A 25,452-nucleotide genomic window follows, 5' to 3' on the forward strand; every position below is an offset into this window, starting at 1 on the left:
CCTTGCCGCGTGTGGGGAGGCCGAGTCGAGCGTCGTATTGCACGTCCCGCGCAGCGGTCCGGATGCGGCACAACAAGATCAAGAGAAAGGACACCGGCGTGGATGACTTTAATGTCCAGGAGATCATGCGCTACCTGCCGCATCGTTACCCGTTCCTGATGGTGGATCGGGTGCTGGAGTGGGAGGCGGGCAGCTATCTGACGGGGATCAAGAACGTCAGCATCAACGAACCGTATTTCCAGGGGCACTTCCCGATCAAGCCGGTGATGCCCGGGGTTCTGATCCTCGAGGCCCTGGCACAGGCCACCGGCCTGCTTGCGTTCAAGACCGAAGAGGCGCGTAACGAGAACCAGGACAAGCAGCAGCTATACCTGTTTGTCGGGATCGACGAGGCACGCTTCCGGCGCCAGGTGGTACCCGGGGATCAACTCCACCTGCGGGTGGATCTGAAGCGTACGGTGCGGGGTATCTGGCGCTTCGACGCGGTCGCGAAGGTGGGCGACGACGTGTGCGCGACGGCGCAGCTCATGTGTTCCGGTCAGGAAATCCCGGCGTGATCGATCCGCGAGCGGACGTCCACCCGAGTGCTGAGATCGACAGCTCGGTGACGATCGGGCCGTTCTCGGTCATCGGTGCCAATGTGAAGATCGGCGCGGATACCTGGGTGGGCCCGCATGTGGTGATCAATGGACCGACCGAGATTGGGCGGGAAAACCGAATCTTTCAGTTCTCCTCGATCGGGGAGGAGCCACAGGACACCAGCTATCGGGGTGAACCCACGCGGCTGATCATCGGCGATCGCAATGTGATTCGGGAGTCGGTGACGCTGCACCGCGGAACCGAGAAGGGCCTGGGTGAGACGGTCATCGGGCACGACAACCTGATCATGGCGTATGTCCACATCGCGCACGACTGCACCATCGGGAACGGCATCATCTTCTCCAATGCCACTTCGCTTGCCGGGCACGTGGAGATCCAGGATCACGCAACGCTGGGTGGGTTCACCCTGGTGCATCAGTTCTGTCGCGTGGGCACCTACGCCTTCACCAGCATGGGTGCGGCGCTGAACCGTGACCTCCCGCCGTATTGCCTGGCGAGCGGCAACTATGCGCGGCTGATCGGGATCAACAAGGTTGGCCTCAAGCGCAACGGTTTCTCCAATGACGCCATTCAGGCGCTGCACCGGGTATTCATCCAGGGGATGCGTGGACGCGCCGGGCGCGAGAGTCATCTGGACGCCATGTTCGAGGAGACCGAGGTGCCCGAAGTGCGCAATCTGATCGGTTTCGTGCGCGGCAGTCGTCGCGGCATTCTGCGCGGCGGTCGTCCGCACTGACGCGGTCGCCGCGGGACAGAACCCTGCGTGCTGCCCAAGGGGTTGCTTCCCAAACGAACCGTCGCCCTTAGATCGGCTTCTCGCTGTCGCTTAGTTGGCCGTGGTGCAGGAGTTCCTGCGCCATTTCGGCCACGCGGCGGTCGGCTCCACCATTGCCCAGGCGATCGCGCACCTGCGCCAGGCGATCGCGCATCGCTTCCAGGGCCGCGGGGCGGTCGAGCAGATCCGCGGCGTCGCGGGCCAGGCGCTCGGCGGTGGCCTGCTGTTGCAGGTACTCGGGCACCAGGCGTTCGCCGCCCACGATGTTGACCAGGGCGATGTTCTCGACCCGCACGAGACGCGAGAAGACGGCGTGGCTCAGGGTGCCCATGCGGTAGAACACCAGCATCGGGGCCTGGAGCAGACCGGCCTCCAGGGTTGCCGTGCCCGAGGCGATCAGCAATAGATTGGCCCCCGCCATCAGGGAGTGGGTGGCGGTGTCGCCGCCCACGAAATGGACGGGGAGATCGTCACAGGTGGCGAGGGCCCCCAAGTGTTCCGTGGTGACCCCCGGCGCCATGGAGGCCACGAACTGGATGTCCGGGTGCGATACGTGGAGGCGGCGGGCGGTGTCCACGAGCATGGGCCAGTGGCGCTTCAGTTCGCCGTTGCGGCTGCCGGGGAGAAGCCCGACCAGGCGCGTGTTGGCCGCGAGGCCAAGCTGTTCGCGAATCGGCTGTTGGGGCGGCTGCACCCGATCCACAAGCGGGTTTCCGACATAGCGTACTGGCACCCCGGCCTTCTCGTAGACGTCGGTCTCGAAGGGAAAAAGTACCGCCATCGCGTCCACGCTGCGCTGGATGCGCTTGATCCGGCCCGAACGCCACGCCCACAGTTGCGGGCTGACATAGAACAGCACGCGGATACCGAGGCGGCGGGCGTGGGCGGCCAGGCGCAGGTTGAACTCCACGTAGTCCACCAGGACCAGCAGGTCCGGGCGTTGGGTCTCCAGGTGCTGGCACATGCGCCGGAACAGGCGGCGCAGGCGCGGGTAGTTGACCAGCACATCAACCAGGCCCACCACGGCCAGTTCGGAGACGTCGATCAGGGTGTCGACCCCTGCGGCGCGCATCTGCGTCCCGCCCATGCCCGTGTAGCGGAGACCGGGCTCCAGCCCCGAGAGTTCGTGGACCAGCCCCGCCCCGAGTGCGTCACCGGAGCTTTCGCCGGCGCAGATCACGACATGCTGCGTCATGACCGATTGAGGCCCCCTGTGGAAGCGATGTCGCGTGGCGTCACGCGAGGGCGGCGCGGATCTTCCCGCAGATCATGTCGATGGTCGCATCCTCGAGTTCCGGGAACACCGGCAGGGACAGACAGCGCGCGGCGACGTCTTCGGTGACGGGCAGCGATTCCGGCCGGTTCGGGAGATCGGCGAAGGCCTTTTGCTGATGCAGGGGTACCGGGTAGTAGATCGCGCAGGCCACGTCCGCGGCCTTGAGGGCCTCCATGATCGCGTCGCGATGATCGGTCAGCAGCGTGTACTGGTGGTAGACGTGGACCCCGATGCCGTCCTCGAACGGCACTTCGACCGGCAGCCCGGCCAGGCCGTCGCGATAACGTGCCGCCACCCGGCGGCGTTCGGCGTTGTAGGTGTCGATATGCGGCAGCTTCACCCGCAGGATCGCCGCCTGCATCTCGTCCAGCCGGCTGTTGTAGCCGATCTCGTCGTGGTAGTAGCGCACGCTGGAACCGTGGTTGCGCAATCGGCGCAGGGTATCGGCGGCAGACGGGCAGTTGGTGGTCACCAGACCGCCGTCGCCGAAGGCCCCGAGGTTCTTGCTGGGGAAGAACGAAAAGCAGCCGAAGGCGGTGGCCGCGCCGGTCTGTACGCCATCGACCGTCGCGCCGAAGGACTGTGCGCAATCTTCGACGATCATGACCTTGTGTTTCTCGGCGATGGCCTGCAGCCGCGGCATGTCGGCCGGCTGCCCGAACAGGTGGACCGGCAGGATCGCGCGGGTGCGCTCGGTGATGGCCGCCTCGACCTGGTCCGGGTCGATGTTGAAGGTGCGTGGGTCGATGTCCAAGAATACCGGGTCGGCCCCGACATAGCGGATCGCCTCGGCCGTGGCAATGAAGGTAAACGGGGTGGTGATGACCTCGTCGCCCGGGCCGATGCCGGCCGCGGCCAGCGCCAGATGCAGGGCATCCGTGCCGGAGGCACAGGTGATCGCGTGTTCCACGCCCAGGTACTCGGCGAGCTCCTGCTCCAGGGCCTGGACGTTGGGGCCGAGGATAAAGCGCGCGCCGGCCAGCACGTCCTGTAGCGCGGCATCGATTTCGGGGCGCAGGGTCTGGTACTGGCGCTGCAGGTCGACCATCGGGATCACGGCTTGACTCCTGTGTTCGCGTCGAGGTGGCTGTGTGGGCCGTCGGCCCGGCTCATGATGTTCAGGTTCTCGTAGACCAGGTCGGTGATGCGGCTGGCCGTCTCCAGGGCCCGCTGGCCGTCACGGCCGCTGACCACGACCGGTCCCTGACCGCGCACGGCGGCGACAAAGGCCTGGATCTCGGCCAGCAGAGCATCCGCCTCGTCGAAGACACTCTCCGTGCGGTGAATCGCAGGGGCTCCCGTCTCCGGATCGGGTTCGCCAATGTGGTTCAGCGACAGGATGCGGTTCTGGAAGTCCACCGAAGCGTAGGCATGCGACTGGAAGATGCGCATGCGTCGCTCGGACTTGGTGCTGATGCGACTGGAGGTCACGTTGGCTACACAGCCGTCCGCGAATTCCAGCCGGGCATTGGCGATGTCGATGTCGCCGGTCAGCACGCGTGCGCCGGAGGCGCGAATCTCGGTCAGCGGGGCATCCACCAGCGACAGGATGATGTCGATGTCGTGGATCATCAGATCGAGCACGACCGACACGTCGGTGGCGCGCGGCTTGTAGGGCGCCAGGCGGTGCGACTCGATGAACCGCGGGTGCAGCGGGGTCTCGGTCAGTCGGCGTAGTGCGGCATTGAAGCGTTCCAGGTGCCCGACCTGGAGGACCACGCCCTGTTGCTCGGCGATCTGGTTCAGCGTCTCGGCCTGCTCCAGGGTGGCGGTAATCGGCTTCTCGACCAGAACATGACAACCGGCCTCGAGGAAGTCGCGGGCGATGTCGAAGTGCAGGGTGGTCGGCGCGGCGATGGAGACCGCATCGACCTGACCGATCAGGGCGCGATGGTCGGTCTCCGCGCGGCAGCCATGTTCCGCCGCGACGCGGCTGGCGGTTTCGGAATCGGCATCGACTACGGCAACCAGTTCGGTGTCCGGCAGCGCGGCGTATTTGGCGGCATGCCATTTGCCAAGATGGCCCACGCCGATGGCGGCGCAGCGTAACGGAGATTGGGACATGAGTAGGCTCGGATCCGGAGGGGGTGTGCTAGGATTTTCGGCGCTATTGTAACGGATCCCCGGCGCGGCGCATGTTCGCGTTCGGGCGATTGCCCGCAGTTCACCGTGGTGGAGACTCCATGTCCGATTTAGAGGCAGCGCAGCGCTATGTCGCCGGCGTGGACGAAGTGGGGCGCGGGCCGCTGGCCGGGCCGGTGGTGGCGGCCGCCGTCATCCTGCCGGAAGGCTACACCTGCCCCGGCTTGACCGACTCCAAGAAGCTCAGCGCGAAACGCCGCGAGTCGCTGGACGTGCAGATCCGTGCCGACGCGCTGGCATGGTCGCTGGGCCGGGCCGAGGCGGCGGAGATCGATGAACTGAACATCCATCATGCGACGCTGCTCGCCATGCAGCGGGCGGCGGCCGGGCTCGCCATCGCGCCGGCACATCTGCTGGTGGACGGGCGCTTCACACCGCAGGGCCCCTGGACTGCCGAGGCGATCGTCGGCGGGGATGGGTCGGTGGCTGCGATCAGCGCCGCCTCCATCGTCGCAAAGGTGGCGCGCGACGGCTGGTTGCGCGATCTGCATCACGATTACCCCGATTACGGCTTCGATCGCCATTCCGGCTACCCCACGGTGGCGCATCGTGAGGCCCTGGAACGGTTGGGGCCGTGCCCGCAACACCGCCGTAGTTTCGGCCCGGTCGCGCGTGCGCTGGCGGCGCGTGAACAGGAGATGGGGGCATGAGCGAAGGCCATACCGGTTTCGTGCACCTGCGGGTGCACTCGGAGTATTCCCTGATCGACGGGCTGGTCCGCCTGAAGCCACTGGTGAACGCGGTGGCCGAGGGCGGGATGCCGGCCGTCGCGGTAACCGATCACTGCAACCTGTTCGGGCTGGTGAAGTTCTACCGTGCCGCGATCGCAGAGGGTGTGCAGCCCATCATCGGTGCGGACGTTCTGGTTCGCGATGCCCGCGCCGACGGCAGCCTGGCACGCATGACCCTGCTGGCGCAGAACGACCCGGGTTACCGCAATCTGACCCGGCTGATCTCGCGCGCCTGGCAGGAGGGTCAGGAGAAGGGCATTCCGCGAGTGGACTGCGCCTGGCTGGATGCGGCCGCCGAGGGCCTGATCGCATTGTCTGGCGGGATCGACGGGTTATTCGTGAACGGTTCGGGGGCCGCGCGCGCGCTATTGGCCGAGGATCTCGAGCCGTGGATGCAGCGCTTCCCGGGTCGCTTCTATCTGGAACTGGTGCGCAGCGACCGCCCGGGCGAAGAGGCCTGGATCGAACAGGCGCTGGCCGCGGCCGAGGCGTTCGATCTGCCGGTGGTGGCCACCAATGATGTTCGCTTCCTGCGGCCCGAGGACTTCGAGGCCCACGAGGCGCGCGTCTGCATCCATGACGGCGTGACTCTGGACGACCCACGGCGCCCGCGCCGTTACTCGGAGGCGCAGTACCTGCGTACCCCGGAGGAGATGGCGGAGCGGTTCGCGGATATCCCCGAGGCCCTGGCCAACAGCGTGGCGATCGCGCGACGCTGTTCGGTGAGCCTGACCCTGGGCGAGTCGGTCCTGCCGGACTTCCCGGTTCCCGAGGGCTATACGGTCGAAGACCACCTGCGCGAGACCTCGGCGCAGGGGTTGGCAGGGCGCCTGGAGCGCTTCTGCTTCGCGCCGGCGGCGGATTACGAGGCGCGCTTGCAGCGCGAGCTGGATGTGATCTGCCAGATGGGCTTCCCCGGCTACTTCCTGATCGTGGCGGACTTCATCCAGTGGGCCAAGGACAATGGCATCCCCGTGGGCCCGGGGCGTGGTTCCGGTGCGGGCTCTCTGGTGGCCTATGCGCTGGGTATTACCGACCTGGATCCATTGCGTTACGATCTTCTTTTCGAGCGATTTCTCAACCCTGAACGTGTCTCCATGCCCGACTTCGATGTCGACTTCTGCATGGAGCGCCGCGACGACGTCATCGACTACGTCGCCGAGCGCTACGGGCGCGACAAGGTCTCGCAGATCATCACCCACGGCACCATGGCCGCCAAGGCGGTGGTGCGCGACGTTGGGCGCGTGCTGGGTCATGGCTACGGCTTTGTCGACCGCATTGCCAAGCTGATCCCGTTCGAGCTGGGCATGACCCTGCAAAAGGCCCTGACCGAGAGCGCGGACCTCAAGACGCAGTACGACGAAGACGAGGAGGTGCGCGCGATCATCGATCTCGCGCAGAAACTCGAGGGCCTCACCCGGAACGCGGGCAAGCATGCCGGCGGGGTGGTGATTGCGCCGTCCGCACTGACGGATTTCTCCCCGCTTTACTGCGAAGACGACGGCGGCTCGCTGGTGACCCACTTCGACAAGGATGACGTCGAGGCGGTCGGTCTGGTGAAGTTCGACTTCCTCGGCCTGCGCACGCTCACCATCATCGACTGGGCGGTGGACAACGTCCGCAAGATGGATGCCGCGGTACAGGTCGATCTCGACGCCATCCCGCTGGATGACGCCGAGACCTTCCGCCTGTTGAAGGACTACCAGACCACCGCCGTGTTCCAGCTGGAATCCGGTGGCATGAAGGACCTGATCCGCCGCCTGCAGCCGGACAGCTTCGAAGAGATCATCGCGCTGGTGGCCCTCTACCGCCCGGGCCCGCTGCAGTCGGGCATGGTGGACGACTTCATCGACCGCAAGCATGGTCGTGCCCAGGTGGAATACCCGCATCCGGATCTGGAGCCGATTCTCCAGCCCACCTACGGCGTGATCCTGTACCAGGAGCAGGTGATGCAGATCGCCCAGGTGCTGGGCAACTACACCCTGGGTGGTGCGGATCTGTTGCGCCGCGCGATGGGCAAGAAGAAGCCCGAGGAGATGGCCAAGCAACGCGAGATCTTCCTCGAGGGGGCATTGGGGCGCGGGGTGGACGAAGGGGTTGCGACCTACATTTTCGACCTGATGGAGAAATTCGCCGGCTACGGCTTCAACAAGTCGCACTCCGCGGCCTATGCCCTGGTTGCCTACCAGACCGCCTGGCTCAAGGCGCATTATCCGGCGCCGTTCATGGCGGCGGTGCTGTCCGCGGACATGGACAACACCGACAAGGTGGTGGGGCTGATCGAGGAATGCCGCAACATGGGCCTGGAGGTCCTGCCGCCGGACGTCAATCAGTCGGACTACCGCTTTACCTGCCACGACGCACAGACCGTGGTGTACGGCCTGGGCGCGATCAAGGGCGTCGGGGAGTCGGCCATCGACACCCTGCTCAAGGCGCGCGGCGAGGGCGGCGAATTCCACGGGCTGGTGGACCTGTGCCAGCGGGTGGATCTCGGCAAGCTGAACAAGCGTGTGCTGGAGACGCTGGTGCGCGCCGGCGCGATGGATCGGATCGGCGCCAACCGTGCGACGCTGCTGAACGACATCCCGATGGCGGTCGCGGCAGCCGAACAGAGCGAGCGCAATGCCAATCTGGGTGTGGTGGACCTGTTCGGGGATCCGGCTGCGGCCGTGATCCCGGATAGCGCGACCCTCGCCGAGATGGAGGACGACGATCGTCTGCGCGGCGAGAAGGACACCCTGGGACTTTATCTGACCGGCCACCCGGTGGAGCGCTACCGCGCCGAGTTGCTGCGTCTGACCGGCACCACGCTGCAGGCGCTGGAGGCCAAGCTGGAGGATCGCCCGGACGAGCCCCAGGGCCAGAAATGGCGGGGCAAGCAGGAGACCGTGCGCATCGCCGGTCTGATCGTCGGGGTGCGGGTGCGCAACACGCAGAGCGGGCGCATGGGCATCGTCACCCTGGACGACCGCAGCGGGCGGGCCGAGGTGGTGTTGTTCAACGACGACTTCACCACCTACAAGGACCGTCTGGAGCCGGATGCCCTGCTGGTCGCGGAGGGCACGGTCACGCTCGACGACTATGCTGGCGGGATCCGTATGCGGGCCCGTACCGTGTACAGCCTGGATGAAGCGCGGGTCCAGTGGGCCCGCGCGCTGCACCTGTGCCTGGAAGGGGTGGTTCCCGAGCAGGTGGCCCATCTGCGCGGGCTGATGGAGCCGCATCGTGAGGGGCCTTGCCGTGTGCACCTGTGCTATCGCCGTGACGGGCTGGAGGCGGATATCAGCCTGCCGGAGGGGTGGACCATCCGCCCGGACGAGCGGCTGTTGCGTGGCATTCAGCAGTCCCTGGGTCCGGGTTGCGAGGCCGAGGTGCTCTACGGCCGATAGCTGGAAACAAGGCGTCGCCGCACCTGCATTGGAGCGGGGATCGCCGCAATTGGTTACAATTCGCATCCTTCGTCGGTATCCACAACCAAGTCTTCGGGACCCTGCATGAATCCGGACTTTCTCGACTTCGAACAGCCCATTGCCGAACTGGAAGCGAAGATCCGCGATCTGCGCTACGTCGGCGACGATGCCGAGGTCAACATCCAGGAAGAGATCCAGCGCCTGGAAGGCAAGTGCCGGTCTTTGACCGAGAGCATCTTCGCCAAGCTGACCCCGTGGCAGGTCTCGCAGATGTCGCGGCATCCGCGGCGACCCTACACTCTTGACTACATTCCCGACTTGTTCGACGAGTTCGAGGAACTGCACGGCGACCGTGCCTTTGGGGACGACCCGGCGATCGTGGGCGGCGTGGCGCGCCTGGACGGGCGGCCGGTGATGCTGATCGGGCACCAGAAGGGGCGCCAGACCCGCGACAAGGTCTACCGCAACTTCGGCATGCCGCGCCCGGAGGGCTACCGCAAGGCCCTGCGCTTGATGGAGATGGCCGAGCGCTTTCGCATGCCCGTGCTCACCTTCATCGACACGCCGGGTGCCTACCCGGGCGTGGGGGCGGAAGAACGTGGCCAGAGCGAGGCCATCGCGCGCAACCTGCGAGTGATGGCGCGCCTGGACACGCCGATCATTGCCACGGTGATCGGCGAAGGCGGCTCCGGTGGGGCCCTCGCGATTGGGGTGGGCGACGCCACCCTGATGCTGCAGTACTCGACCTACTCGGTGATTTCGCCGGAGGGCTGTGCCTCCATCCTCTGGAAGAGCGCGGAAAAGGCCTCGGAGGCCGCTGAGGCCCTGGGCATCACGTCGGAACGCCTGCGCGAGCTGGGGCTGGTGGACCGCATCGTGCCGGAACCCCTGGGCGGTGCCCACCGCGACCCCGACACCATGTCCTCCAGTCTGCGCGCCGCGCTTCTGGAAACCCTGGACGGCCTGGAAGGGCTGGACCCGGGCAAGCGCCTGGAGCGGCGCTATCGCCGGCTGATGGATTACGGTGCCTTCCAGGAAGCCGCTTCCTGATCCCGGTGCCGGGGCGCTCGATCCTGTAGCCGCGGCGTTGCGGGACTTCCTCCAGGCGCATCCCGGCTATCGTCAGGTGCGCATCGCCTTCAGCGGCGGTCTCGATTCGACCGTGCTGCTCCACGCCGCGGTGCGCCTGGGTATCCCCAACCTCGAGGCCATGCACGTGGATCATCGCCTGCGTCGGGACTCCGGCGAGCAGGTCGAGCACTGCCGCGCCTTTGCACAGGCACTGAACTGCCCGTTCCGGCTCCGTACCCTCGGCTCACTCGACACCCGTGCCCTCGGCGTGGAGGCCGCGGCGCGCGAGGCACGCTACGCGATGCTGCGCGAAGGGCTGGACGCTACGGGCATCATCCTGGCCGCGCAGCATGCGGACGATCAGGCAGAAACGTTCCTGCTGGCCGCCCTGCGCGGCAGCGGGCCCGAAGGGCTGCAGGCGATGCGGCCGCTGCGCCGCGAGGGCGAGACCTGGCTGGGGCGACCCTTGCTGGGCCTGCCCCGCGAGGCACTGGCCGCCTTGGCGGAGCAGGAGGGCCTCGACTGGTATGACGATCCCAGCAATCAAGATCCCCGATTCGACCGCAATTTCCTGCGCCAGTCGGTGCTGCCCTTGTTGCAGGAGCGATTTGATGGCGCGGCCGGGCTGGCGCGCGCTGCCGCCTGGCAGCAGGAGGCGGTCGGGCAATGCCGTCAGCACTTTTCCGGGCTACTGAAAGGGCTGCGAGACCCGCTGGACGGTAGCCTGGACCTCCGCGGCCTGCGCGCGCTCGACTCGAGTACCCAGCGCGGGCTGCTACGGCACTGGCTGCGCGAGCAGGGCCTTCGTCCGCCCGGCCACGACCGCCTGGGCGAATTCCTGCGCCAGGTCCTCGTGGACAACCCCGAGGCCTCCCCCGCCGTGGAATGGGATGGCGGATGGATGCGGCGTTATCGCGATCAGCTGCACGCCGGGCCGAAGGAGGAGGCTGCGGGTCCGCCGCCCGAACAGCCCTGGCCAGCCGATCAGTCGGAACTGATTCTGGCAGACGGACGCCGCCTGACCCGGGAGATGCTGCCGCGGCTCGGCGTTGACCGCGAGGCCGCGCTCACCGTTAGCTATCGAAGCGGGGGCGAGGTGGTCGCGACCCCCGCCGGGCGCCGGTCCCTGAAAAAGCTGATGCAAGAGCGCGGGATCGCCCCCTGGGAACGCAGCCGGATTCCGCTTTTGCGTCAGCTGGATGGAGCGATTGTGGCGGTGCTCTGGGCCGGGATGGTTCACGCTGGGAGTTGACGCGCCCGTCCAAATCGGACAATTCTTGGGTCGTATTCAGGGGTGCGGGTGAGCGGTACGTGACAGGTTTCGCGGCACAGTGCGGACGACGTACGGGCATGGGGGTGCTGGCGGCCGGGATGCTGCTGGCCGCGCCTCTGGCCGCGGATTCGCTGATGCTCACGACCGAGAGCTACCCCCCGTTCAATTTCGAGACGGAAACCGGCGAGCTGGACGGGATCTCGATCCGGGTGATGGATGCCCTGCTGGATGTCGCACAGGTGGACGCCGAGATCCGCCTGCTGCCGTGGAGTCGGGCCTATGCCGAGGCTCAGTCGGAACCCGGTACCTGCGTCTTTTCCACCACGCGCACCTCCGAACGTGAAGACCTGTTCACCTGGGTCGGTCCTCTCGTGGAAAACCAGTGGCATGCGTTCGTGCTTGAAGATGCCAAGGTGGATGCGCAGTCGCTGGAGGATCTGGAACGGTACCGCGTCGGGGGCTATCGAGACGATGCCGTCGCGCTCTTCGTGGAGGGCCGGGGCATCCCCGTGGATACCGCACCGAATGACCGGCTGAATGCGCGCAAGCTCGCGGCCAACCGGATCGACGTATGGGTCAGCGGCGAGCATCTGGCCCCCTGGTATGCCCGCCAGGAGGGGATCGGGGAACTCCGGTCCCTGTTCGCGTTCAACGATACCGTGATGTCCCTGGCCTGCCACCCGGAAACCGCGCGAGCCCCGCTGGATCGCATGCAGGAGGAACTGGATGCGATGCGCGCGGACGGGCGCTATGCGGCCATCGTGCAGGATGTCCTGGACAGTAATGGAGAGCGCAATGACTGACGCAGCCGAGGCCCGGACGGAATCGTCGGCCCTGATCGCCGAGGAGGTGCTGGGCTTTCAGCGCAACATGACGCGGCGCGGCATCATCTTTTCGTTCACTGGCTACATTTCCGAGGGCATCCTGAAGGCCCTGGGGGATGCGCTGCGGCAGAAAATCCGACTGGAGTCCACCGATACGAAGACCGTGAACCGCGTCTTCTCCGTGTTCGTGGAACAGGTGCAGAACGTGATTCGCTATTCAGCCGAGCGTATCGAGCACGATGCGGAGCCCCCCGTCGAGCTGAGCTCCGGGATGATTACCGTCGGGTCGGAAAACGGCCGCTTCTTCGTTATTTGCGGCAATGTGATCGGGCGCAAGGATGCCGACACCCTGGCCGTGCGCCTGCGTGAGCTCGCGGGCATGGACAGCGATGAGTTGCGCCGCTTTTACAAGGAAAAGCTGCGGGAACCACCGGACGAAGGCAGCAAGGGCGGCAGCATCGGCCTGATCGAGATCGCACGCCGCGCAAGCGAGCCCATCCAGTTCGACTTTCAGCATCTCTCCGATGCGCAATCCTATTTTGTCCTGAAGGCCTATATCTGATGGCAGTCGTCGAGACCATTGAACACGAGGCAACCGACAGGACCCCGGCTGTCGTTTTCGATTTCGCAGCGGGGCAGTACCGGCTGTCTGGCGAGTCGTATCCGGAAGATGCCGCGAACTTCTACGGTCCGCTGACTCAGGGGTTGCGGCAGGCGGTCGAGGACCGGGCCAGCGACGAGGTGGAGTTCACCGTGGAGATGATCTACTTCAACAGTTCGACTGCGAAGGCCTTGATGAACATGTTCCAGATCCTGGAAGACGGCGCCGAGTCGGGTCTGAAGGTACGGATCAACTGGTGTTACCACGATGACGACGAGACCATGGAGGAGTTCGGCGAAGACTTCTCCGAAGATTTCGAACACGCTGACTTCCGAATGTGTCCGCTGACATGAAGGCCCCCTCCCGAGATGACCCGATGAATCCTGCTACCCGGCCACGGGAGGGCCAGGAAATGGAGAGGCTCGCGGACTTCTCCCTGTTCGAGCAGGAAAAGTCCGTCATGCAGCGCTCCGAACAGATGCTCGAGGCGCTGGATGCGGTAGGCGATGGCGTGAAGGTGCTCGCCAAGGCCTATTCCGAGAGCTATCGGGCGCAGCGTCGCATGATGCGCATGAGCGACCGCATGCAGGCGGATCTGCAGGAGGCCAACCGCCAGTTGCGCGAGCAGGCGGAACACCTGGCACAACTCAACAATGCATTGTCCGACGAGGTGCGTGAGCGCGAGCGCCTGACGGCCGAGCTGGAGCGCCTGGCGCTGGAAGACGCCCTTACTGGGCTGTTCTCGCGCCGCCGCGTGATCGACTGTGTGGAGGGCATGGCGGATCGCGTTGGCGAGGAATCGCGTTCGCTCACCGTGATGATGCTGGATCTCGACGACTTCAAGGCGCTGAACGACACCCACGGCCATGCTGCTGGCGATTTCGCCCTCGAGAGCTTTGCCGACATCCTGCGGGGCGAGCTTGGGGCGGAACAGTACGCTGGGCGCATGGGTGGGGAAGAGTTCCTGGTAGTGGCGGCGGATCTGGATGCCGAAGAGGCAGTCGCACTGGCCGAGCGCATTCGTTCGTCAGTGGAGAATGCGTCGCTGCACTGGAAGAACGAACCGCTCGCGCTGGCAGTTTCCATTGGCCTGGTCATCACCACGAACCCGTGGCCGGATGCCGGCGAGCTGGTGGCTCTGGCCGATGACCTGCTCTACCGGGCCAAGAACGAGGGACGCAACCGTGTCATCGTGCAAATGCACGGCGAACGCGGGTGATGGCGGGCGGCACCCGCCGGAATCGTAGCCTTGTCGCCAAGCTGGCCGTTGTCACGCTGCTGGCGGCGCTGGCGCTGAGCCTTCTCAGCAGCGCCTATGTCATTGCCTCGGACTGGCATGCCTTCCGTGCCGAGACCGGCGAACAGATCGACCGTCTGCAACGCCTGGTCGAACCACCCGCCGCCGAGGCGGCCTTCCAGTTGAGCGCTGCCCAGGCCGATTCCCTGGTCCAGGGGCTGCTGGTTTTCGACGAGATCCGGCGGGTCGAGATCCTCGACGACTTTGGCAACACCCTTGCGGAAGATGCCCAGGAGCGCACCCAGACCGGTGGCGAGTGGGCACACTGGCTCTTCGGCGATCTGCAAACCCATGAGCGCGAGCTGCGCCACCCTGATACCCGCGGAAATATCCAGGGCGTGGGCGTCCTGCGCGTGGAACTGGACCCTGGCGTATTGGGGCGAGCCTTCGTCAACCGGCTGCAGACCGGGGTCGTGACCAGTGTGACCCAGGCGGTGATCGTCTCTCTGGTGGTGGTTGTACTGTTCTATCTGCTGATGCTCCGTCCGATGTTGAAGATTTCACGTGCGGTGGCGGACACCGACCCTGAGCAGCCTGCGCACTGGCCGATGCCACGCCTGGGCCATCACGAGAACGATGAGCTGGGGGCGCTGGGGCGTTCGCTGGATCGTTTGCTGCGGGCCTTTCAGGCGGGGCTGGACGCGCGCGACGGGGCCCGCGGCGAGCTGAAGGCGCTGAATGCAGACCTCGAGCGGCGCGTCGAGGAACGCACCCGGCAGTTGGAAGCCGAGAAATCCGAGACGGAACGGGCGCTGGCCAAGGTGGACGAGGCCAACCGTGAGCTTGAGCGCAGTAATCGCTTGGTGGTGGAGAGCATCCGTTATGCCCGCCGCATCCAGACTGCCATGCTGCCGGACAAGCATGCCCTCGATGGTCACATGGACGAGGTGCAGATCTACTGGGAGCCCCTGCACCTGGTGGGTGGCGACTACTTCTGGGTCGAGGCCATCGACGGACACAGCATCCTGGTGGTGGCGGACTGCACCGGCCACGGTGTACCGGGTGCCTTCATTACCCTGGTGGTGGCCTCGGCGCTGGATCGCATCCTGCACGAACACCGTTTGCTGGAGCCCTCGGCCATCCTGCGCGAGATGGACCGACTGGTACGCTCGCGGCTGCGTCAGGATGGCTATGACTCCGACTCGGACGACGGGCTGGAGGCCGCGGTCTGCGTGTATCGACCGGAGGACCGCAAGCTGGCCTTTGCCGGGGTCGGGCTGCCGTTGATGATCGACCGTGGCGGCGAGGTCGAGGAGATCCGGGGCGTACGCGGCGGCCTTGGCTACCGCAGCCTGGAGCCGGCCCAGCCCGTGGACCACGAGGTCGACGTGGAGCCGGGCACGGAATTCTTCCTGATCACCGATGGCGTGCACGATCACGTCGGTGGAGAGCCGCCGCGATTGTTTGGTCGGCGGCGGTTGCGCCAGGTGCTCTCGGACAAGAGTGGTCGCGACCTGGCCGCCAAGATCGATGCCGTGGTGCGGGTGCTGGAAGATTATCGCGACGGCGAGCCGCGGCGTGACGATATGACCCTGGTGGCCTTCCGGCCGTTGTCATCCCGGGCTGGAAACGAGGCACTGCCCCCACCTTCCGATTGAGCGGGGGCGGGTGCTCTGGTACTCTCTCAGGGGTTTTCCGCCTGCCCCGGATTGTCGTGTGCGAACCGGGGCAGGGTGCTTGTCAGCTCCCAGCCAGGTTTCCCGCATGACGCGTTTTGTTTTCATTACCGGAGGCGTGGTCTCGTCTCTGGGCAAAGGTATTGCATCCGCCTCGCTGGGGGCGATCCTGGAGGCGCGTGGCCTCAAGGTGACGCTGCTCAAGCTGGATCCGTACATCAACGTGGATCCGGGCACCATGAGCCCGTTTCAGCATGGCGAGGTGTTCGTCACCGATGACGGCGCCGAAACGGACCTGGATCTCGGGCACTACGAGCGCTTCGTGCGCATTCGCACCTCGCGGCGCAACAATTTCACCGCCGGGCAGATCTACGAGAACGTGATCCGCAAGGAGCGTCGCGGGGATTATCTCGGCGGCACGGTGCAGGTCATCCCGCACATCACCGACGAGATCAAGCGCTCGATCCACGAGGGGGCCGGCGATGCCGACATCGCCCTGATCGAGATCGGCGGTACGGTCGGTGACATCGAATCCCTGCCGTTTCTCGAGGCGATCCGTCAGATGGGCGTGGAGCTGGGGCATGACAACGCCCTGTTCATGCATCTGACGCTGGTGCCGTATATCGAGGCCGCCGGCGAGATCAAGACCAAACCGACCCAGCACTCGGTCAAGGAACTGCGCTCCATCGGTATCCAGCCGGATATCCTGCTGTGCCGCTCCACGCAGGCGATCCCCGAGGGTGAACGGCGCAAGATCGCGCTGTTCACCAACGTCGAGGAGAAGGCGGTCATCTCTGCAGTGGACGTAGACAACATCTACAAGATCCCGCTGTGGCTGCATTCGCAGAAGCTCGACGAGATCGTGCTGCGCAAACTCCATATCGAGGTCCCGCAGGCCGATCTTTCGGACTGGAAGCACGTGGTCAATGCCATGGAGTTCCCGGAGTCCGAGGTGACGGTCGGCATGATCGGCAAGTACGTCGATCTGACTGAGTCGTACAAGTCGGTGAACGAAGCCCTGACCCACGCGGGCATCCAGGCGGGTACCCGGGTCCGGATTCGTTATCTCGATTCGGAAAAGCTGGAAGGGGCCGAGAACGAGGCCGCGCGCGAACTCGAGGGCCTGGACGCCATCCTCGTTCCGGGTGGCTTCGGCGAACGCGGCGTGGAGGGCAAGATTGCCGCGGTGCGCTACGCCCGCGAGAACGATGTGCCCTATCTTGGAATCTGCCTGGGCATGCAAGTGGCGGTCATCGAGTTTGCGCGCGATGTGGTCGGGCTGGAAGGTGCGCACAGCACCGAGTTCGCCCCCGACACGCCGCATCCCGTCATCGCGCTGATTACCGAGTGGCAGGACAAGGAAGGCCGCATCGAACAGCGCGATGCCGACAGTGACCTCGGTGGCACTATGCGTCTCGGCGCCCAGAGCGCGCGCCTGACCCCGGGGTCACGCATTGCCGAGGCCTATGGTCGCGAAGAGGTGGGAGAACGCCATCGTCATCGCTTCGAATTCAACAACGCCTATCGTGAACGCCTGGAGGCCGCAGGTCTTCGACTCTCCGGGGTCTCGGAATCCGGCGAACTGGTAGAGGCCGTGGAGCTGGCCGACCATCCGTGGTTTGTGGGCTGCCAGTTCCACCCGGAATTTACCTCGACCCCAAGGGATGGCCACCCGCTGTTCACCGCGTTTGTGTGTGCCGCCCGGGATTACCAGGATGCCCGCGAACCGGAAACCACCACGGCGCTGACGGAATAGGCGCCCGTTCACTTTTTTGTGGCCGCACCCGGAGGGTGATGGCCTCCAGACAGGACAGAGCATGCAGCTTTGCGGTTTTGAAGTCGGCCTTGATCGGCCCTTTTTTCTGATTGCCGGCCCCTGCGTCATCGAATCCGAGGCCATGGCCCTGGAGACGGCCGGCGCGCTGAAAACGATGGCGGACGATCTCGGCATTCCGTTCATCTACAAGTCCTCGTTCGACAAGGCCAACCGGTCGTCGACGAAGAGCTTCCGCGGGCTGGGCATGGAAGAGGGCCTGCGCATCCTGGACAAAGTGAAGTCGGAGATCGGCGTGCCGATCCTGACGGATGTCCACGAGGACACCGCGCTGGACGAAGTCGCCAGTGTTGTTGATGTGCTGCAGACCCCGGCCTTCCTTTGTCGGCAGACCAACTTCATCCAGAACGTTGCGCGCCAGGGCCGGCCGGTGAATATCAAGAAGGGCCAGTTCCTCGCACCCTGGGACATGGGCAATGTCGTGGACAAGGCCCGCGAGGTCGGTAACGATCAGATCATGGTTTGCGAGCGCGGGGTCTCGTTTGGCTACAACACGCTGATCTCCGATATGCGCGGCCTGGCCCAGATGCGTCAGACCGGCTGCCCCGTGGTCTTCGATGCGACGCACTCGGTGCAGCAACCGGGCGGGCAGGGCGCCTGCTCCGGTGGGCAGCGCGAGTTCGTGCCGGTGCTGGCACGGGCGGCGGTGGCCGCTGGCGTATCCGGCCTGTTCATGGAGACCCATCCGGATCCCGAGAAGGCCCTGTCCGATGGTCCCAACGCCTGGCCGCTGCCGAAGATGGCCGAGCTGTTGCAGACGCTCAAGGCGCTGGACGCCGCCGCCAAGGCGCAGCCGTTTGCAGAGGCGGAGTACGGTCTCGGTTAACGACCGAAAGAATCGATAAAACGTCCCGGACGGGCCCGTCCGGGCGGGTATTTTCAAGGAGAGAGCATGTCCAAGATTGCGGAGATTCACGCCCGCGAGATCATCGATTCTCGGGGCAACCCGACGGTCGAGGCCGATGTTGTCCTGGATTCCGGCGCCATGGGGCGAGCGGCGGTGCCCTCCGGTGCTTCCACAGGGGCCCGCGAGGCCCTGGAACTGCGCGACGACGAAAAGCGTTACGGCGGCAAGGGCGTGCTGAAGGCCGTCAGCCACGTGAACGGCGAGATCCGCGACGCACTGCGTGGGATGGAGCTGGATCAGACCGCAGTCGATCGCCGCATGCTGGAACTGGACGGGACCGACAACAAGGCACGCCTGGGCGCCAATGCCCTACTGGCCGTCTCCATGGCCACTTCGCATGCCCTGGCCGCGGATCGCGAACAGCCACTGTTCGAGACCCTGGGCGGCGACGACGCCACGCTGCTGCCGGTACCGATGATGAACATCATCAACGGTGGTGCCCACGCCGATAACAGTGTGGACATGCAGGAGTTCATGATCCTGCCAGTGGGGGCGGACTCGGTACGCGAGGCCGTGCGCTACGGCGCCGAGGTCTTCCACGCGCTGAAAAAGGTGCTGTCCAAGCGCGGGCTGGCGACGGCGGTGGGCGACGAGGGCGGTTTTGCGCCCGACCTGCCGTCCAACTCCGCCGCGATCGAGGTGATCCTGGAAGCGGTTCACAACGCCGGCTTCAAGGCGGGCGAGGACATCTGGATCGGCCTCGACTGCGCCAGCTCCGAGTTCTACCGTGACGGGCGCTATCACCTCGATTCCGAAGGCAAGGCCTTCTCTGCCGACGAGTTCTCCGAGTATCTCGCCCACTGGGTGGACCAGTACCCGATCCTGACCATCGAGGACGGGATGGCCGAAGATGACTGGGACGGCTGGAAGACGCTGACCGAGCGCCTGGGCAATCGCGTGCAGCTGGTGGGTGACGACCTGTTCGTGACCAATACCCAGATCCTGCAGGAAGGCATCGACAAGGGCGTTGCGAATTCCATCCTGATCAAGCTCAACCAGATCGGCACCGTGACCGAGACGCTGGAAGCCATCGAGATGGCGCGCAAGGCCAATTACACTGCAGTGATCTCGCATCGCTCGGGCGAGACCGAAGACGTGACCATCGCGGACCTGGCCGTGGCCACGCGCGCCGGCCAGATCAAGACCGGTTCGCTGTCGCGTTCCGATCGGGTCGCCAAGTACAACCAGCTGATCCGGATCGAGGAACACCTGGGTTCGCGGGCGACCTATCCGGGCATGTCGGCGTTCACCTTCGGGCGCTGATCGAGACCCGGGACGGCCTTGGTCACCACGCAGTCCTCAGCCTGCGGCGCGGTTCCTGTCCCCGGTCGTCCGGGGCTCGTAGAATGCCGGGCATGCCGGCCACTTGCGAAAGCCCTCGTCTCCACGTTGTCGCGTCTGTCGCGGTGCGCGGGCGAGGGCTTTCTCTGTTCAACCATACGGAGTGCGGGTGATGCGCGGCCTGTTGATCGGTCTGGCCCTCGTGCTGCTGGCCCTGCAATGGCCCCTGTGGCTGGGCGAGGGGAGTTGGCGCGATGTGCGCGATCTGCGCGAGCAGGTCGCGCAACAGCAAGCCGCAAATGCCGAGCTGGAACAACGCAACCAGGCCCTGGAGGCCGAGGTGCGCGACTTGCGCGGCGGTACCGCGGCGGTCGAGGAGCGAGCGCGCCGCGATCTGGGGATGATCCGCGAGGACGAGATCTTCTTCTTCGTGGTGGGCGAGGACGAGCCCACGAGGCTGCAGGTCGAGCCGCTACCGGGCCCGGCTGGAGAGACCGATCCGGGCCCGGACGCCCAAGTCCCGGAGGATGCGGAGCCCGCCACCGACACCCTGCCACCCGAGGACCCCTTTGATGGCTGACGCGGAACACGTGCCGACTCGGGAGCCAGCGTTCTGGGCGTTGATCCCGGCGGCTGGCATCGGTCGACGCATGGGATCCAACCGTCCGAAGCAGTACCTGACACTCGGATCGCACACGATCCTCTCCCACACCCTGTCGATCTTTCTCGAACACCCGCGGATTCGGGGGGTGGTTCTGGTACTCGGTCCGGACGTCGACCCTGATGCCCTGGACCTGCCGCTGGCCGGCGGCCGGCTGTTCCGTGCGGCCGGAGGGGCGGAACGCGCGGATTCGGTCCAGAACGGGCTCGACTTCCTTGCCGAACGGGCGCACGAGGACGACTGGGTACTGGTGCATGACGCGGCACGACCCTGTCTGCCGCTAGCGGATGTGGACCGGCTGCTGCACGAGTTGCGTGACGATCCGGTGGGTGGGCTGCTCGCCAGTTCCAGCACCGATACCATCAAGTGGAGCGATGGTGCCGGGAAGGTCGAACGGACGCTGGATCGCGAACGGGTCTGGCGGGCCCTGACCCCGCAGATGTTCCGGCTGGGCATGCTTCGCACGGCCAACGCGCAGGCGCGTGCCGAGGGGCATCCGGTGACGGACGAGGCTAGCGCCATCGAGTTCCTGGGCCAGGCACCCCGGCTGATCGAGGGCTCCCCGATGAACATCAAGATCACCCGCAGCGAAGACCTTGAGCTTGCTCGGCTGTATCTGATGCAGCAGGGCCGCCTGGAAGGCGGGTTTCGCGCATGAGTGGCTTGCGGATTGGCCAGGGCTTCGACGTACACGCCTTCGGCGAAGGCGACCACTTGGTACTCGGTGGCGTTCGCATCCCGTTCGAGCGTGGATTCGTGGCCCACTCGGATGGGGACGTGCTGATCCACGCGGTGTGTGACGCCCTGCTGGGCGCCGCGGCGCTGGGGGATATTGGCCTGCACTTTCCGGATACCGATCCGGCGTTTCGAGGGGCGGACAGCCGCGTCCTGCTGCGGGAGACGCTCGAACGAGTGGCCGGGGCCGGCTGGCGCCCGGTCAACATCGATACCACGGTGATCGCGCAGGCGCCCAAGCTTGCACCGCATGTGCGCGCGATGCGTGAGAACCTGGCAGCCGATACCGCCCTGAATATCGCCGATGTCAGCGTGAAGGCGACCACCACCGAGCACCTCGGCTTCACCGGGCGCAAGGAAGGGGTGGCGGCCCAGGCTATTGTGTTGCTCGAACCGGCCTCGGGGGTGATGCGGGTATGACTTCGGCGAAGGGGGTAGAACCCGGCATCCTGCGTTTGCATCACGCAAGCCTGGTGATTGCGGACACGCGGGTGGCGGCGGCCTTTTACGGGGAGCAGCTCGGCCTGGTGCCACTGGAACGCCCGGATCTCGACTTTCCCGGTCTGTGGTATGACCTGGGGAGCGGACAGGCTCTGCATCTGTTGCAGGTGCCGAACCCCGATCCGACCGAGCGCGGGGTGCGCTGCGGTCAGGACCGTCATCTGGCGTTGCGCGTCCGTGGCCTGGAGGCGCTGGCAGCGCGTCTGGAAGGGGCGGGGATTGCCGTGGAGCGCAGTCGTTCCGGACGCCCGGCCGCATTCGTTCGCGATCCCGATGGCAACACCATCGAGCTGATCGAGGAAGGCGTCTGATCCCGGACGCGGGGGCCGGCCACGAACAAGCGACCTTGCACCCGTTGCGGGGCCATCCTTCTCCACGGAACGGATCGTGGGATCACCGGATCCAGCCCCAAGCCTAGCTGGGTGGCCCGCGACGCCATCCATGGCGACCTTGGCTCCCAAAGCCCCTTCACCGCAGCCGTAACGAACCGAAGAGCCGTGGTTTTCTGCATGGGTGCGAGACAGCGGGTCGGGGCTCGTTCCACGCAGTGAGATCCCGGATAACCGCTGCGCGGTTTCCGGAATGACGGAGAGGGGGGCTCGCGCGAGGAACTTGCGGGATGGTTGGACGGCTCGAGCTCAGTCCATGCTGGCCGGTTCGGCGGCGAGCTGGCCGGACTGGTAGTCGCTGATGGCCTGTTCGATCTCGTCGGAGGTGTTCATCACGAACGGGCCGTAGTGGGCGATCGGTTCTCCCAGCGGCCGCCCCTTGAACAGCAGTACCCGGGCATCCTGCTGCGCGATCAGGTGGACCTGGGTGTGGCCGTGCCAGACGCCCAGTTGGCCCGTGCCGAGGCCGGTCAGCTCGCCGTCGAACACGTAGGCCAGCACGCGATCTTCCAGTTGCACCGCAAGCGACAGGCGGTAGCCGGCCGGTAGCGTGAGATCGGCCATGGCGGCGCCTTCGCCGATCTGCGGAAGCGCGCCTTCGGTGTCCCCGGCGCTGGTCTGCCAGGAGCCGGCAATGGCCTTGAAGCGCAGCGAATCGTCGTCTTCCGGCAGGTGGCGCATCGCGTCGGCGCGCACGTCGCGGTAGCGCGGCGGGTCCATTTTGCGCGCGGCGGGCAGATTTACCCAAAGCTGGAAGCCGTGCAGGCCGTCGGCATCCAGCAGCGGCATCTCGGAGTGGATCACACCGCGGCCGGCGCTCATCCACTGGGCCTCGCCGGCCTCCACTCGGCCCTGGTTGCCCATGGAGTCCTCGTGAGTCAGGCCGCCGTGGACCAGGTAGGTCAGCGTCTCGAAACCGCGGTGCGGGTGCGAGGGGAAGCCGCCGATGTAGTCCTCGCGCGCGCTGGCCTTCAGTTCGTCCAGCATCAGGAAGGGATCCAGGCCGCCGCGGAAATCATGGATGCGCCGAATCTTCACCCCGGCCCCGTCCTGGGTGGGATGAGAGGTCTTCACGCTGTCCGGCGGTGTCGGGTTCATGGCGTTCTCCTTCGCAACAGATCTGCACCATACCGACCATGAAACGAAAAGAAAATTGCATCGTTTCCCTTCATGGAGCGTTCTGTCAGGGCACGGGGAGCTCCCAGGAATCGGCAAACGCCTCGAGGCTCTCGACGAAGTCCGGGTCGTGCTCCTGGCGATTGATGGTCAGGTGCAGGATGACGGCGTGCGCGGCGGGCGGATGACCCGTGGTCAACGTCCAGGCGAGGCCATTCGGGCATTCCGGCAGGGAAAAGCGAACGCCACCGTTGATGATTTCCCGATGGACGCGAAACTCGCCCCACAGGCAGTACACGACGCCGGCATCAGGGCCCTCGTCGGCGATCAGCGTATCGATCGCGGCACTGGCGTCGGGTAATGCGGACACGGTGAGGCTTCGCTGCAGGTTTTCGGCATCCAGGCCGGAATGCAGGGTGCGGAAGAATTCCATGGGCACTACTCGTTGCGGGGCAGGAAGACGGGCAGGCCGTCCACCTCGCCCACGCTCAGGCGTTGGTTGTACAGGCGCTCCAGTGCGCTGGGCACCAGCATGGTGGCCGTGGGGCCCCAGCACGCCTGTCCGTCAGGGAATAGCAGTAGCAAGTGATCGCAGTAGCGCGCCGCGAGGTTGACGTCGTGCAGGACCAACACCGCGCCTCGGTCTTCCTGACCGACGATGGCCTGCACGCGGTTGAGCACGGCCACCTGATGATGCAGGTCCAGCTGGCTGGTGGGCTCGTCCAGCAGGAGCAGGCTGGGGTCCTGCGTCAGCACGGTCGCGATCGCCAGGCGCTGGCGTTCCCCGCCGGACAAGGTGTCCACCATGCGGTCCTCGAGGTCGGCGAGATCCATCGCCGCGAGTGCCGCACGGGCGCGGGCGTAGTCCTCGGAGGACTCGATATCCCAGGGCCGCAGATACGGGTGGCGTCCGATCAGGGCCGTCTCCAGCACCGTGGCGGGAAAGCCGTCGTGGTGGGTCTGGAAGACCAGGCCCAGGCGACGGGCCAGTTCCGCGCGGGCGAGGGTCGCAATGGATTGTCCCTTGACCTTGATGGTTCCGGCACGCGCGGCCCGCAGGCCGGCGAGGGTCTGCAGGAGGGTGCTCTTGCCGGCCCCATTCGGGCCCAGGATGCCCCAGCACTGGCCCGGATCCACCGTCAGGTCCAGCGGCGAACCGGGCGGCCGCTCGGGCACGTCGATGACGAGCTCATGCGTGGCGAGCAGGGTCTTGGGCCCCGGTTCCTGGTGGACGCTGCGCGCGCCCAGGCCCGGCGTGTCGTGTGGCTGGGTCGCCGCGGGGGCTGGGAGATGTGTACGCGGCATCAGCGGCTCCGGTAGAGCAGGAACAGGAACACCGGGACACCCAGCATCGCGGTGATGACGCCCACCGGCAATTGTTCCGGGGCGATGATCGTGCGGGCCAGGGTGTCGGCCAGGGTGAGGAGGATGCCCCCGCCCAGGGCCGAGGCCGGCAGGATCACGCGCTGGTCGTTGCCAAAGATCAGACGCAGCATGTGCGGCACGATCAGCCCGACAAAGCCGACCGCGCCAACCTGGGTGACGGCAGTCGCGGTGATCAGAGCCGCCACGACGTAGATTGTCCATTCCACCGGGCGTACGGCCACTCCGAGGGCCGCGGCCTGCATTGGCCCGCGCGCGAGCACGTTCAGGGTGCGGCCAAAGGGCAGGGCGAGCAGGGCGACGACCACGAGTACGCCCCAGGCCGGGTAGGGGTTGCGGGCATGGGAGACGTCGCCCATCAGCCAGTACAGCATGCCCGGGAGCTCCGCGGTGGGGCTGACCGCGAGGATGAAACTGATCATCGCGCCCCAGCCGGCGGCCACCACGACACCGGTCAGCAGCAGGCGGGTCGGGGTCCAGCTGCCCGTGCCGTGGGCCAGGCCGAACACCAGAATGGTGGACAGCAGGGCGCCCACGAAGGCCGCGGCCGAGACCGAGAACATGGACAGCCCCGCTAGCATCGCCAGCAAGGCGCCCACCGAGGCGCCGCCGGAGAGCCCCAGCACGTAGGGATCGGCCAGTGGATTGCGTAGCAGGACCTGCATCAGCGCTCCGGCCAGGCCCAGCAGCCCGCCGGCGGCGAACGCGGCCAGCGCGCGCGGCAGGCGCAGATCCAGCACCAGGGTGCTGTGCAGTCGCGAGGCCTCGCCGAAGAAGACACTCAGCAGGTCAGGGAACGGAATCTGCACGCTGCCGTAGGCCAGTGCCACCAGAACGGAGAGCACAGACGCGGGCAACAGCACGCCCAGGGCCAGGAGGAACGAACGGGTCAAGCGGTAGCCCTCCGCTCCAGGCGGGCGAAGCGGTAGGTTGCCGGAACGGCGGGAGCGCTGCCTTCAGCGCACGTACAACGCTCCTTCATTGGTGTCCCGCGATATCCTTTCCGAGAGACTGTGAGGCGGACCGTCA

At 66.0% G+C, this 25,452-nt stretch carries 25 protein-coding genes; 18 read left to right on the forward strand and 7 right to left on the reverse strand.

The features are described from left to right. Positions 1-62 precede the first annotated feature (62 nt). Together fabZ and lpxA are read left to right on the forward strand one after the other, a co-directional pair. Positions 63-557, forward strand: coding sequence for a 3-hydroxyacyl-ACP dehydratase FabZ (fabZ, locus tag G333_RS0107850; RefSeq protein ID WP_018145583.1), 495 nt, complete (start codon positions 63-65; stop codon positions 555-557). Continuing rightward, complete coding sequence (lpxA, locus tag G333_RS0107855; RefSeq protein ID WP_018145584.1) at positions 554-1,336, forward strand: acyl-ACP--UDP-N-acetylglucosamine O-acyltransferase; 783 nt, start codon at positions 554-556, stop codon at positions 1,334-1,336. Before fabZ ends, lpxA begins: the two co-directional genes overlap by 4 nt. A 67-nt stretch (positions 1,337-1,403) precedes the next feature. On the opposite strand, the gene lpxB is transcribed toward lpxA, so the two are convergent. The 3 genes from lpxB to G333_RS0107870 are packed head-to-tail and all read right to left on the reverse strand — an operon-like array spanning position 1,404 to position 4,715. Further along, positions 1,404-2,570 carry a lipid-A-disaccharide synthase gene (gene lpxB / locus G333_RS0107860; protein ID WP_019628137.1) on the reverse strand — a complete coding sequence of 389 codons (1,167 nt, stop codon included), beginning with the start codon at positions 2,568-2,570 and terminating at the stop codon, positions 1,404-1,406. Between the two features lie 40 nt (positions 2,571-2,610). Then, complete coding sequence (locus tag G333_RS0107865) at positions 2,611-3,708, reverse strand: DegT/DnrJ/EryC1/StrS aminotransferase family protein (protein ID WP_019628138.1); 1,098 nt, start codon at positions 3,706-3,708, stop codon at positions 2,611-2,613. After that, complete coding sequence (locus G333_RS0107870; RefSeq protein ID WP_019628139.1) at positions 3,705-4,715, reverse strand: Gfo/Idh/MocA family protein; 1,011 nt, start codon at positions 4,713-4,715, stop codon at positions 3,705-3,707. Before G333_RS0107870 ends, G333_RS0107865 begins: the two co-directional genes overlap by 4 nt. A 119-nt stretch (positions 4,716-4,834) precedes the next feature. Between G333_RS0107870 and rnhB the strand changes: the two genes are divergently transcribed. The 16 genes from rnhB (at position 4,835) to G333_RS0107950 (ending at position 21,846) form a co-directional block, all read left to right on the forward strand. Beyond that, the gene (gene rnhB / locus G333_RS0107875) at positions 4,835-5,443 is read left to right on the forward strand and encodes a ribonuclease HII (RefSeq protein ID WP_019611808.1); all 609 of its coding nucleotides are present in this window, start codon (positions 4,835-4,837) and stop codon (positions 5,441-5,443) included. Beyond that, positions 5,440-8,913, forward strand: a complete 3,474-nt coding sequence (gene dnaE, locus G333_RS0107880; protein ID WP_019628140.1) for a DNA polymerase III subunit alpha — start codon at positions 5,440-5,442, stop codon at positions 8,911-8,913. The genes rnhB and dnaE overlap by 4 nt, the downstream gene beginning before the upstream one ends. Before the next feature lie 105 nt (positions 8,914-9,018). After that, on the forward strand, positions 9,019-9,984 hold the full coding sequence (locus tag G333_RS0107885; RefSeq protein WP_018145590.1) for an acetyl-CoA carboxylase carboxyltransferase subunit alpha: 966 nt from the start codon (positions 9,019-9,021) through the stop codon (positions 9,982-9,984). 76 nt (positions 9,985-10,060) lie between these two features. Next, positions 10,061-11,257: a tRNA lysidine(34) synthetase TilS gene (gene tilS, locus G333_RS0107890; protein WP_026340925.1), complete on the forward strand. Its 1,197-nt coding sequence runs from the start codon at positions 10,061-10,063 to the stop codon at positions 11,255-11,257. A 98-nt stretch (positions 11,258-11,355) separates the two neighbouring features. Then, positions 11,356-12,081: an ABC transporter substrate-binding protein gene (locus G333_RS0107895; RefSeq protein ID WP_018951942.1), complete on the forward strand. Its 726-nt coding sequence runs from the start codon at positions 11,356-11,358 to the stop codon at positions 12,079-12,081. Next, complete coding sequence (locus G333_RS0107900; RefSeq protein ID WP_018145593.1) at positions 12,074-12,664, forward strand: SiaB family protein kinase; 591 nt, start codon at positions 12,074-12,076, stop codon at positions 12,662-12,664. The genes G333_RS0107895 and G333_RS0107900 overlap by 8 nt, the downstream gene beginning before the upstream one ends. Next, positions 12,664-13,056 (forward strand): DUF1987 domain-containing protein, encoded by a 393-nt coding sequence (locus G333_RS0107905; RefSeq protein ID WP_019562558.1) that lies wholly within the window; start codon positions 12,664-12,666, stop codon positions 13,054-13,056. The genes G333_RS0107900 and G333_RS0107905 overlap by 1 nt, the downstream gene beginning before the upstream one ends. Before the next feature lie 59 nt (positions 13,057-13,115). Next, the gene (locus G333_RS0107910) at positions 13,116-13,922 is read left to right on the forward strand and encodes a GGDEF domain-containing protein (RefSeq protein ID WP_019562557.1); all 807 of its coding nucleotides are present in this window, start codon (positions 13,116-13,118) and stop codon (positions 13,920-13,922) included. Further along, on the forward strand, positions 13,922-15,598 hold the full coding sequence (locus G333_RS0107915; RefSeq protein ID WP_019628142.1) for a SpoIIE family protein phosphatase: 1,677 nt from the start codon (positions 13,922-13,924) through the stop codon (positions 15,596-15,598). The genes G333_RS0107910 and G333_RS0107915 overlap by 1 nt, the downstream gene beginning before the upstream one ends. Before the next feature lie 106 nt (positions 15,599-15,704). Further along, positions 15,705-17,372 (forward strand): CTP synthase, encoded by a 1,668-nt coding sequence (locus G333_RS0107920; protein WP_019562555.1) that lies wholly within the window; start codon positions 15,705-15,707, stop codon positions 17,370-17,372. 61 nt (positions 17,373-17,433) lie between these two features. Beyond that, positions 17,434-18,276: a 3-deoxy-8-phosphooctulonate synthase gene (kdsA, locus tag G333_RS0107925; protein WP_018169851.1), complete on the forward strand. Its 843-nt coding sequence runs from the start codon at positions 17,434-17,436 to the stop codon at positions 18,274-18,276. 66 nt (positions 18,277-18,342) lie between these two features. Then, positions 18,343-19,620, forward strand: a complete 1,278-nt coding sequence (gene eno, locus G333_RS0107930) for a phosphopyruvate hydratase (RefSeq protein ID WP_018145599.1) — start codon at positions 18,343-18,345, stop codon at positions 19,618-19,620. Between the two features lie 190 nt (positions 19,621-19,810). Then, entirely contained in the window at positions 19,811-20,218 is a 408-nt protein-coding gene (gene ftsB / locus G333_RS0107935) for a cell division protein FtsB (protein WP_018145600.1), read from the forward strand. After that, positions 20,211-20,957 (forward strand): 2-C-methyl-D-erythritol 4-phosphate cytidylyltransferase, encoded by a 747-nt coding sequence (ispD, locus tag G333_RS0107940; RefSeq protein WP_019628143.1) that lies wholly within the window; start codon positions 20,211-20,213, stop codon positions 20,955-20,957. The genes ftsB and ispD overlap by 8 nt, the downstream gene beginning before the upstream one ends. Beyond that, positions 20,954-21,454: a 2-C-methyl-D-erythritol 2,4-cyclodiphosphate synthase gene (gene ispF, locus G333_RS0107945; RefSeq protein ID WP_018169848.1), complete on the forward strand. Its 501-nt coding sequence runs from the start codon at positions 20,954-20,956 to the stop codon at positions 21,452-21,454. Before ispD ends, ispF begins: the two co-directional genes overlap by 4 nt. Continuing rightward, positions 21,451-21,846: a VOC family protein gene (locus G333_RS0107950; RefSeq protein ID WP_019568276.1), complete on the forward strand. Its 396-nt coding sequence runs from the start codon at positions 21,451-21,453 to the stop codon at positions 21,844-21,846. Before ispF ends, G333_RS0107950 begins: the two co-directional genes overlap by 4 nt. A gap of 327 nt (positions 21,847-22,173) precedes the next feature. Here the strand turns inward: G333_RS0107950 and G333_RS0107955 are convergent, their stop codons facing one another. The 4 genes from G333_RS0107955 to G333_RS0107970 form a co-directional block, all read right to left on the reverse strand. Beyond that, a complete protein-coding gene (locus tag G333_RS0107955; protein WP_018951951.1) occupies positions 22,174-23,022 on the reverse strand; it encodes a pirin family protein in 849 nt (282 codons plus the stop codon). Positions 23,023-23,107: 85 nt separating this feature from the next. Continuing rightward, entirely contained in the window at positions 23,108-23,473 is a 366-nt protein-coding gene (locus G333_RS0107960) for a hypothetical protein (protein ID WP_019628144.1), read from the reverse strand. Positions 23,474-23,478: 5 nt separating this feature from the next. Continuing rightward, positions 23,479-24,345: an ABC transporter ATP-binding protein gene (locus tag G333_RS0107965; RefSeq protein WP_019568273.1), complete on the reverse strand. Its 867-nt coding sequence runs from the start codon at positions 24,343-24,345 to the stop codon at positions 23,479-23,481. Further along, a complete protein-coding gene (locus G333_RS0107970) occupies positions 24,345-25,316 on the reverse strand; it encodes an iron ABC transporter permease (protein WP_018145607.1) in 972 nt (323 codons plus the stop codon). The genes G333_RS0107965 and G333_RS0107970 overlap by 1 nt, the downstream gene beginning before the upstream one ends. Positions 25,317-25,452: the final 136 nt, after the last annotated feature.

Source organism: Thioalkalivibrio sp. AKL10, from assembly GCF_000381845.1.
Taxonomy (GTDB): Bacteria; Pseudomonadota; Gammaproteobacteria; order Ectothiorhodospirales; family Ectothiorhodospiraceae; genus Thioalkalivibrio; species Thioalkalivibrio versutus.

What these genes read in the sequence shown, in the direction of transcription:
- fabZ (WP_018145583.1), top strand. Translation starts at nt 63, where the DNA reads ATGCGGCACAACAAGATCAAGAGAAAGGACACCGGCGTGGATGACTTT.
- lpxB (WP_019628137.1), bottom strand. Translation starts at nt 2,570, where the DNA reads ATGACGCAGCATGTCGTGATCTGCGCCGGCGAAAGCTCCGGTGACGCA.
- G333_RS0107870 (WP_019628139.1), bottom strand. Translation starts at nt 4,715, where the DNA reads ATGTCCCAATCTCCGTTACGCTGCGCCGCCATCGGCGTGGGCCATCTT.
- rnhB (WP_019611808.1), top strand. Translation starts at nt 4,835, where the DNA reads ATGTCCGATTTAGAGGCAGCGCAGCGCTATGTCGCCGGCGTGGACGAA.
- dnaE (WP_019628140.1), top strand. Translation starts at nt 5,440, where the DNA reads ATGAGCGAAGGCCATACCGGTTTCGTGCACCTGCGGGTGCACTCGGAG.
- G333_RS0107885 (WP_018145590.1), top strand. Translation starts at nt 9,019, where the DNA reads ATGAATCCGGACTTTCTCGACTTCGAACAGCCCATTGCCGAACTGGAA.
- G333_RS0107895 (WP_018951942.1), top strand. Translation starts at nt 11,356, where the DNA reads ATGGGGGTGCTGGCGGCCGGGATGCTGCTGGCCGCGCCTCTGGCCGCG.
- G333_RS0107900 (WP_018145593.1), top strand. Translation starts at nt 12,074, where the DNA reads ATGACTGACGCAGCCGAGGCCCGGACGGAATCGTCGGCCCTGATCGCC.
- G333_RS0107905 (WP_019562558.1), top strand. Translation starts at nt 12,664, where the DNA reads ATGGCAGTCGTCGAGACCATTGAACACGAGGCAACCGACAGGACCCCG.
- G333_RS0107910 (WP_019562557.1), top strand. Translation starts at nt 13,116, where the DNA reads ATGGAGAGGCTCGCGGACTTCTCCCTGTTCGAGCAGGAAAAGTCCGTC.
- G333_RS0107915 (WP_019628142.1), top strand. Translation starts at nt 13,922, where the DNA reads ATGGCGGGCGGCACCCGCCGGAATCGTAGCCTTGTCGCCAAGCTGGCC.
- G333_RS0107920 (WP_019562555.1), top strand. Translation starts at nt 15,705, where the DNA reads ATGACGCGTTTTGTTTTCATTACCGGAGGCGTGGTCTCGTCTCTGGGC.
- kdsA (WP_018169851.1), top strand. Translation starts at nt 17,434, where the DNA reads ATGCAGCTTTGCGGTTTTGAAGTCGGCCTTGATCGGCCCTTTTTTCTG.
- eno (WP_018145599.1), top strand. Translation starts at nt 18,343, where the DNA reads ATGTCCAAGATTGCGGAGATTCACGCCCGCGAGATCATCGATTCTCGG.
- ftsB (WP_018145600.1), top strand. Translation starts at nt 19,811, where the DNA reads ATGCGCGGCCTGTTGATCGGTCTGGCCCTCGTGCTGCTGGCCCTGCAA.
- ispD (WP_019628143.1), top strand. Translation starts at nt 20,211, where the DNA reads ATGGCTGACGCGGAACACGTGCCGACTCGGGAGCCAGCGTTCTGGGCG.
- ispF (WP_018169848.1), top strand. Translation starts at nt 20,954, where the DNA reads ATGAGTGGCTTGCGGATTGGCCAGGGCTTCGACGTACACGCCTTCGGC.
- G333_RS0107950 (WP_019568276.1), top strand. Translation starts at nt 21,451, where the DNA reads ATGACTTCGGCGAAGGGGGTAGAACCCGGCATCCTGCGTTTGCATCAC.
- G333_RS0107955 (WP_018951951.1), bottom strand. Translation starts at nt 23,022, where the DNA reads ATGAACCCGACACCGCCGGACAGCGTGAAGACCTCTCATCCCACCCAG.
- G333_RS0107960 (WP_019628144.1), bottom strand. Translation starts at nt 23,473, where the DNA reads ATGGAATTCTTCCGCACCCTGCATTCCGGCCTGGATGCCGAAAACCTG.
- G333_RS0107965 (WP_019568273.1), bottom strand. Translation starts at nt 24,345, where the DNA reads ATGCCGCGTACACATCTCCCAGCCCCCGCGGCGACCCAGCCACACGAC.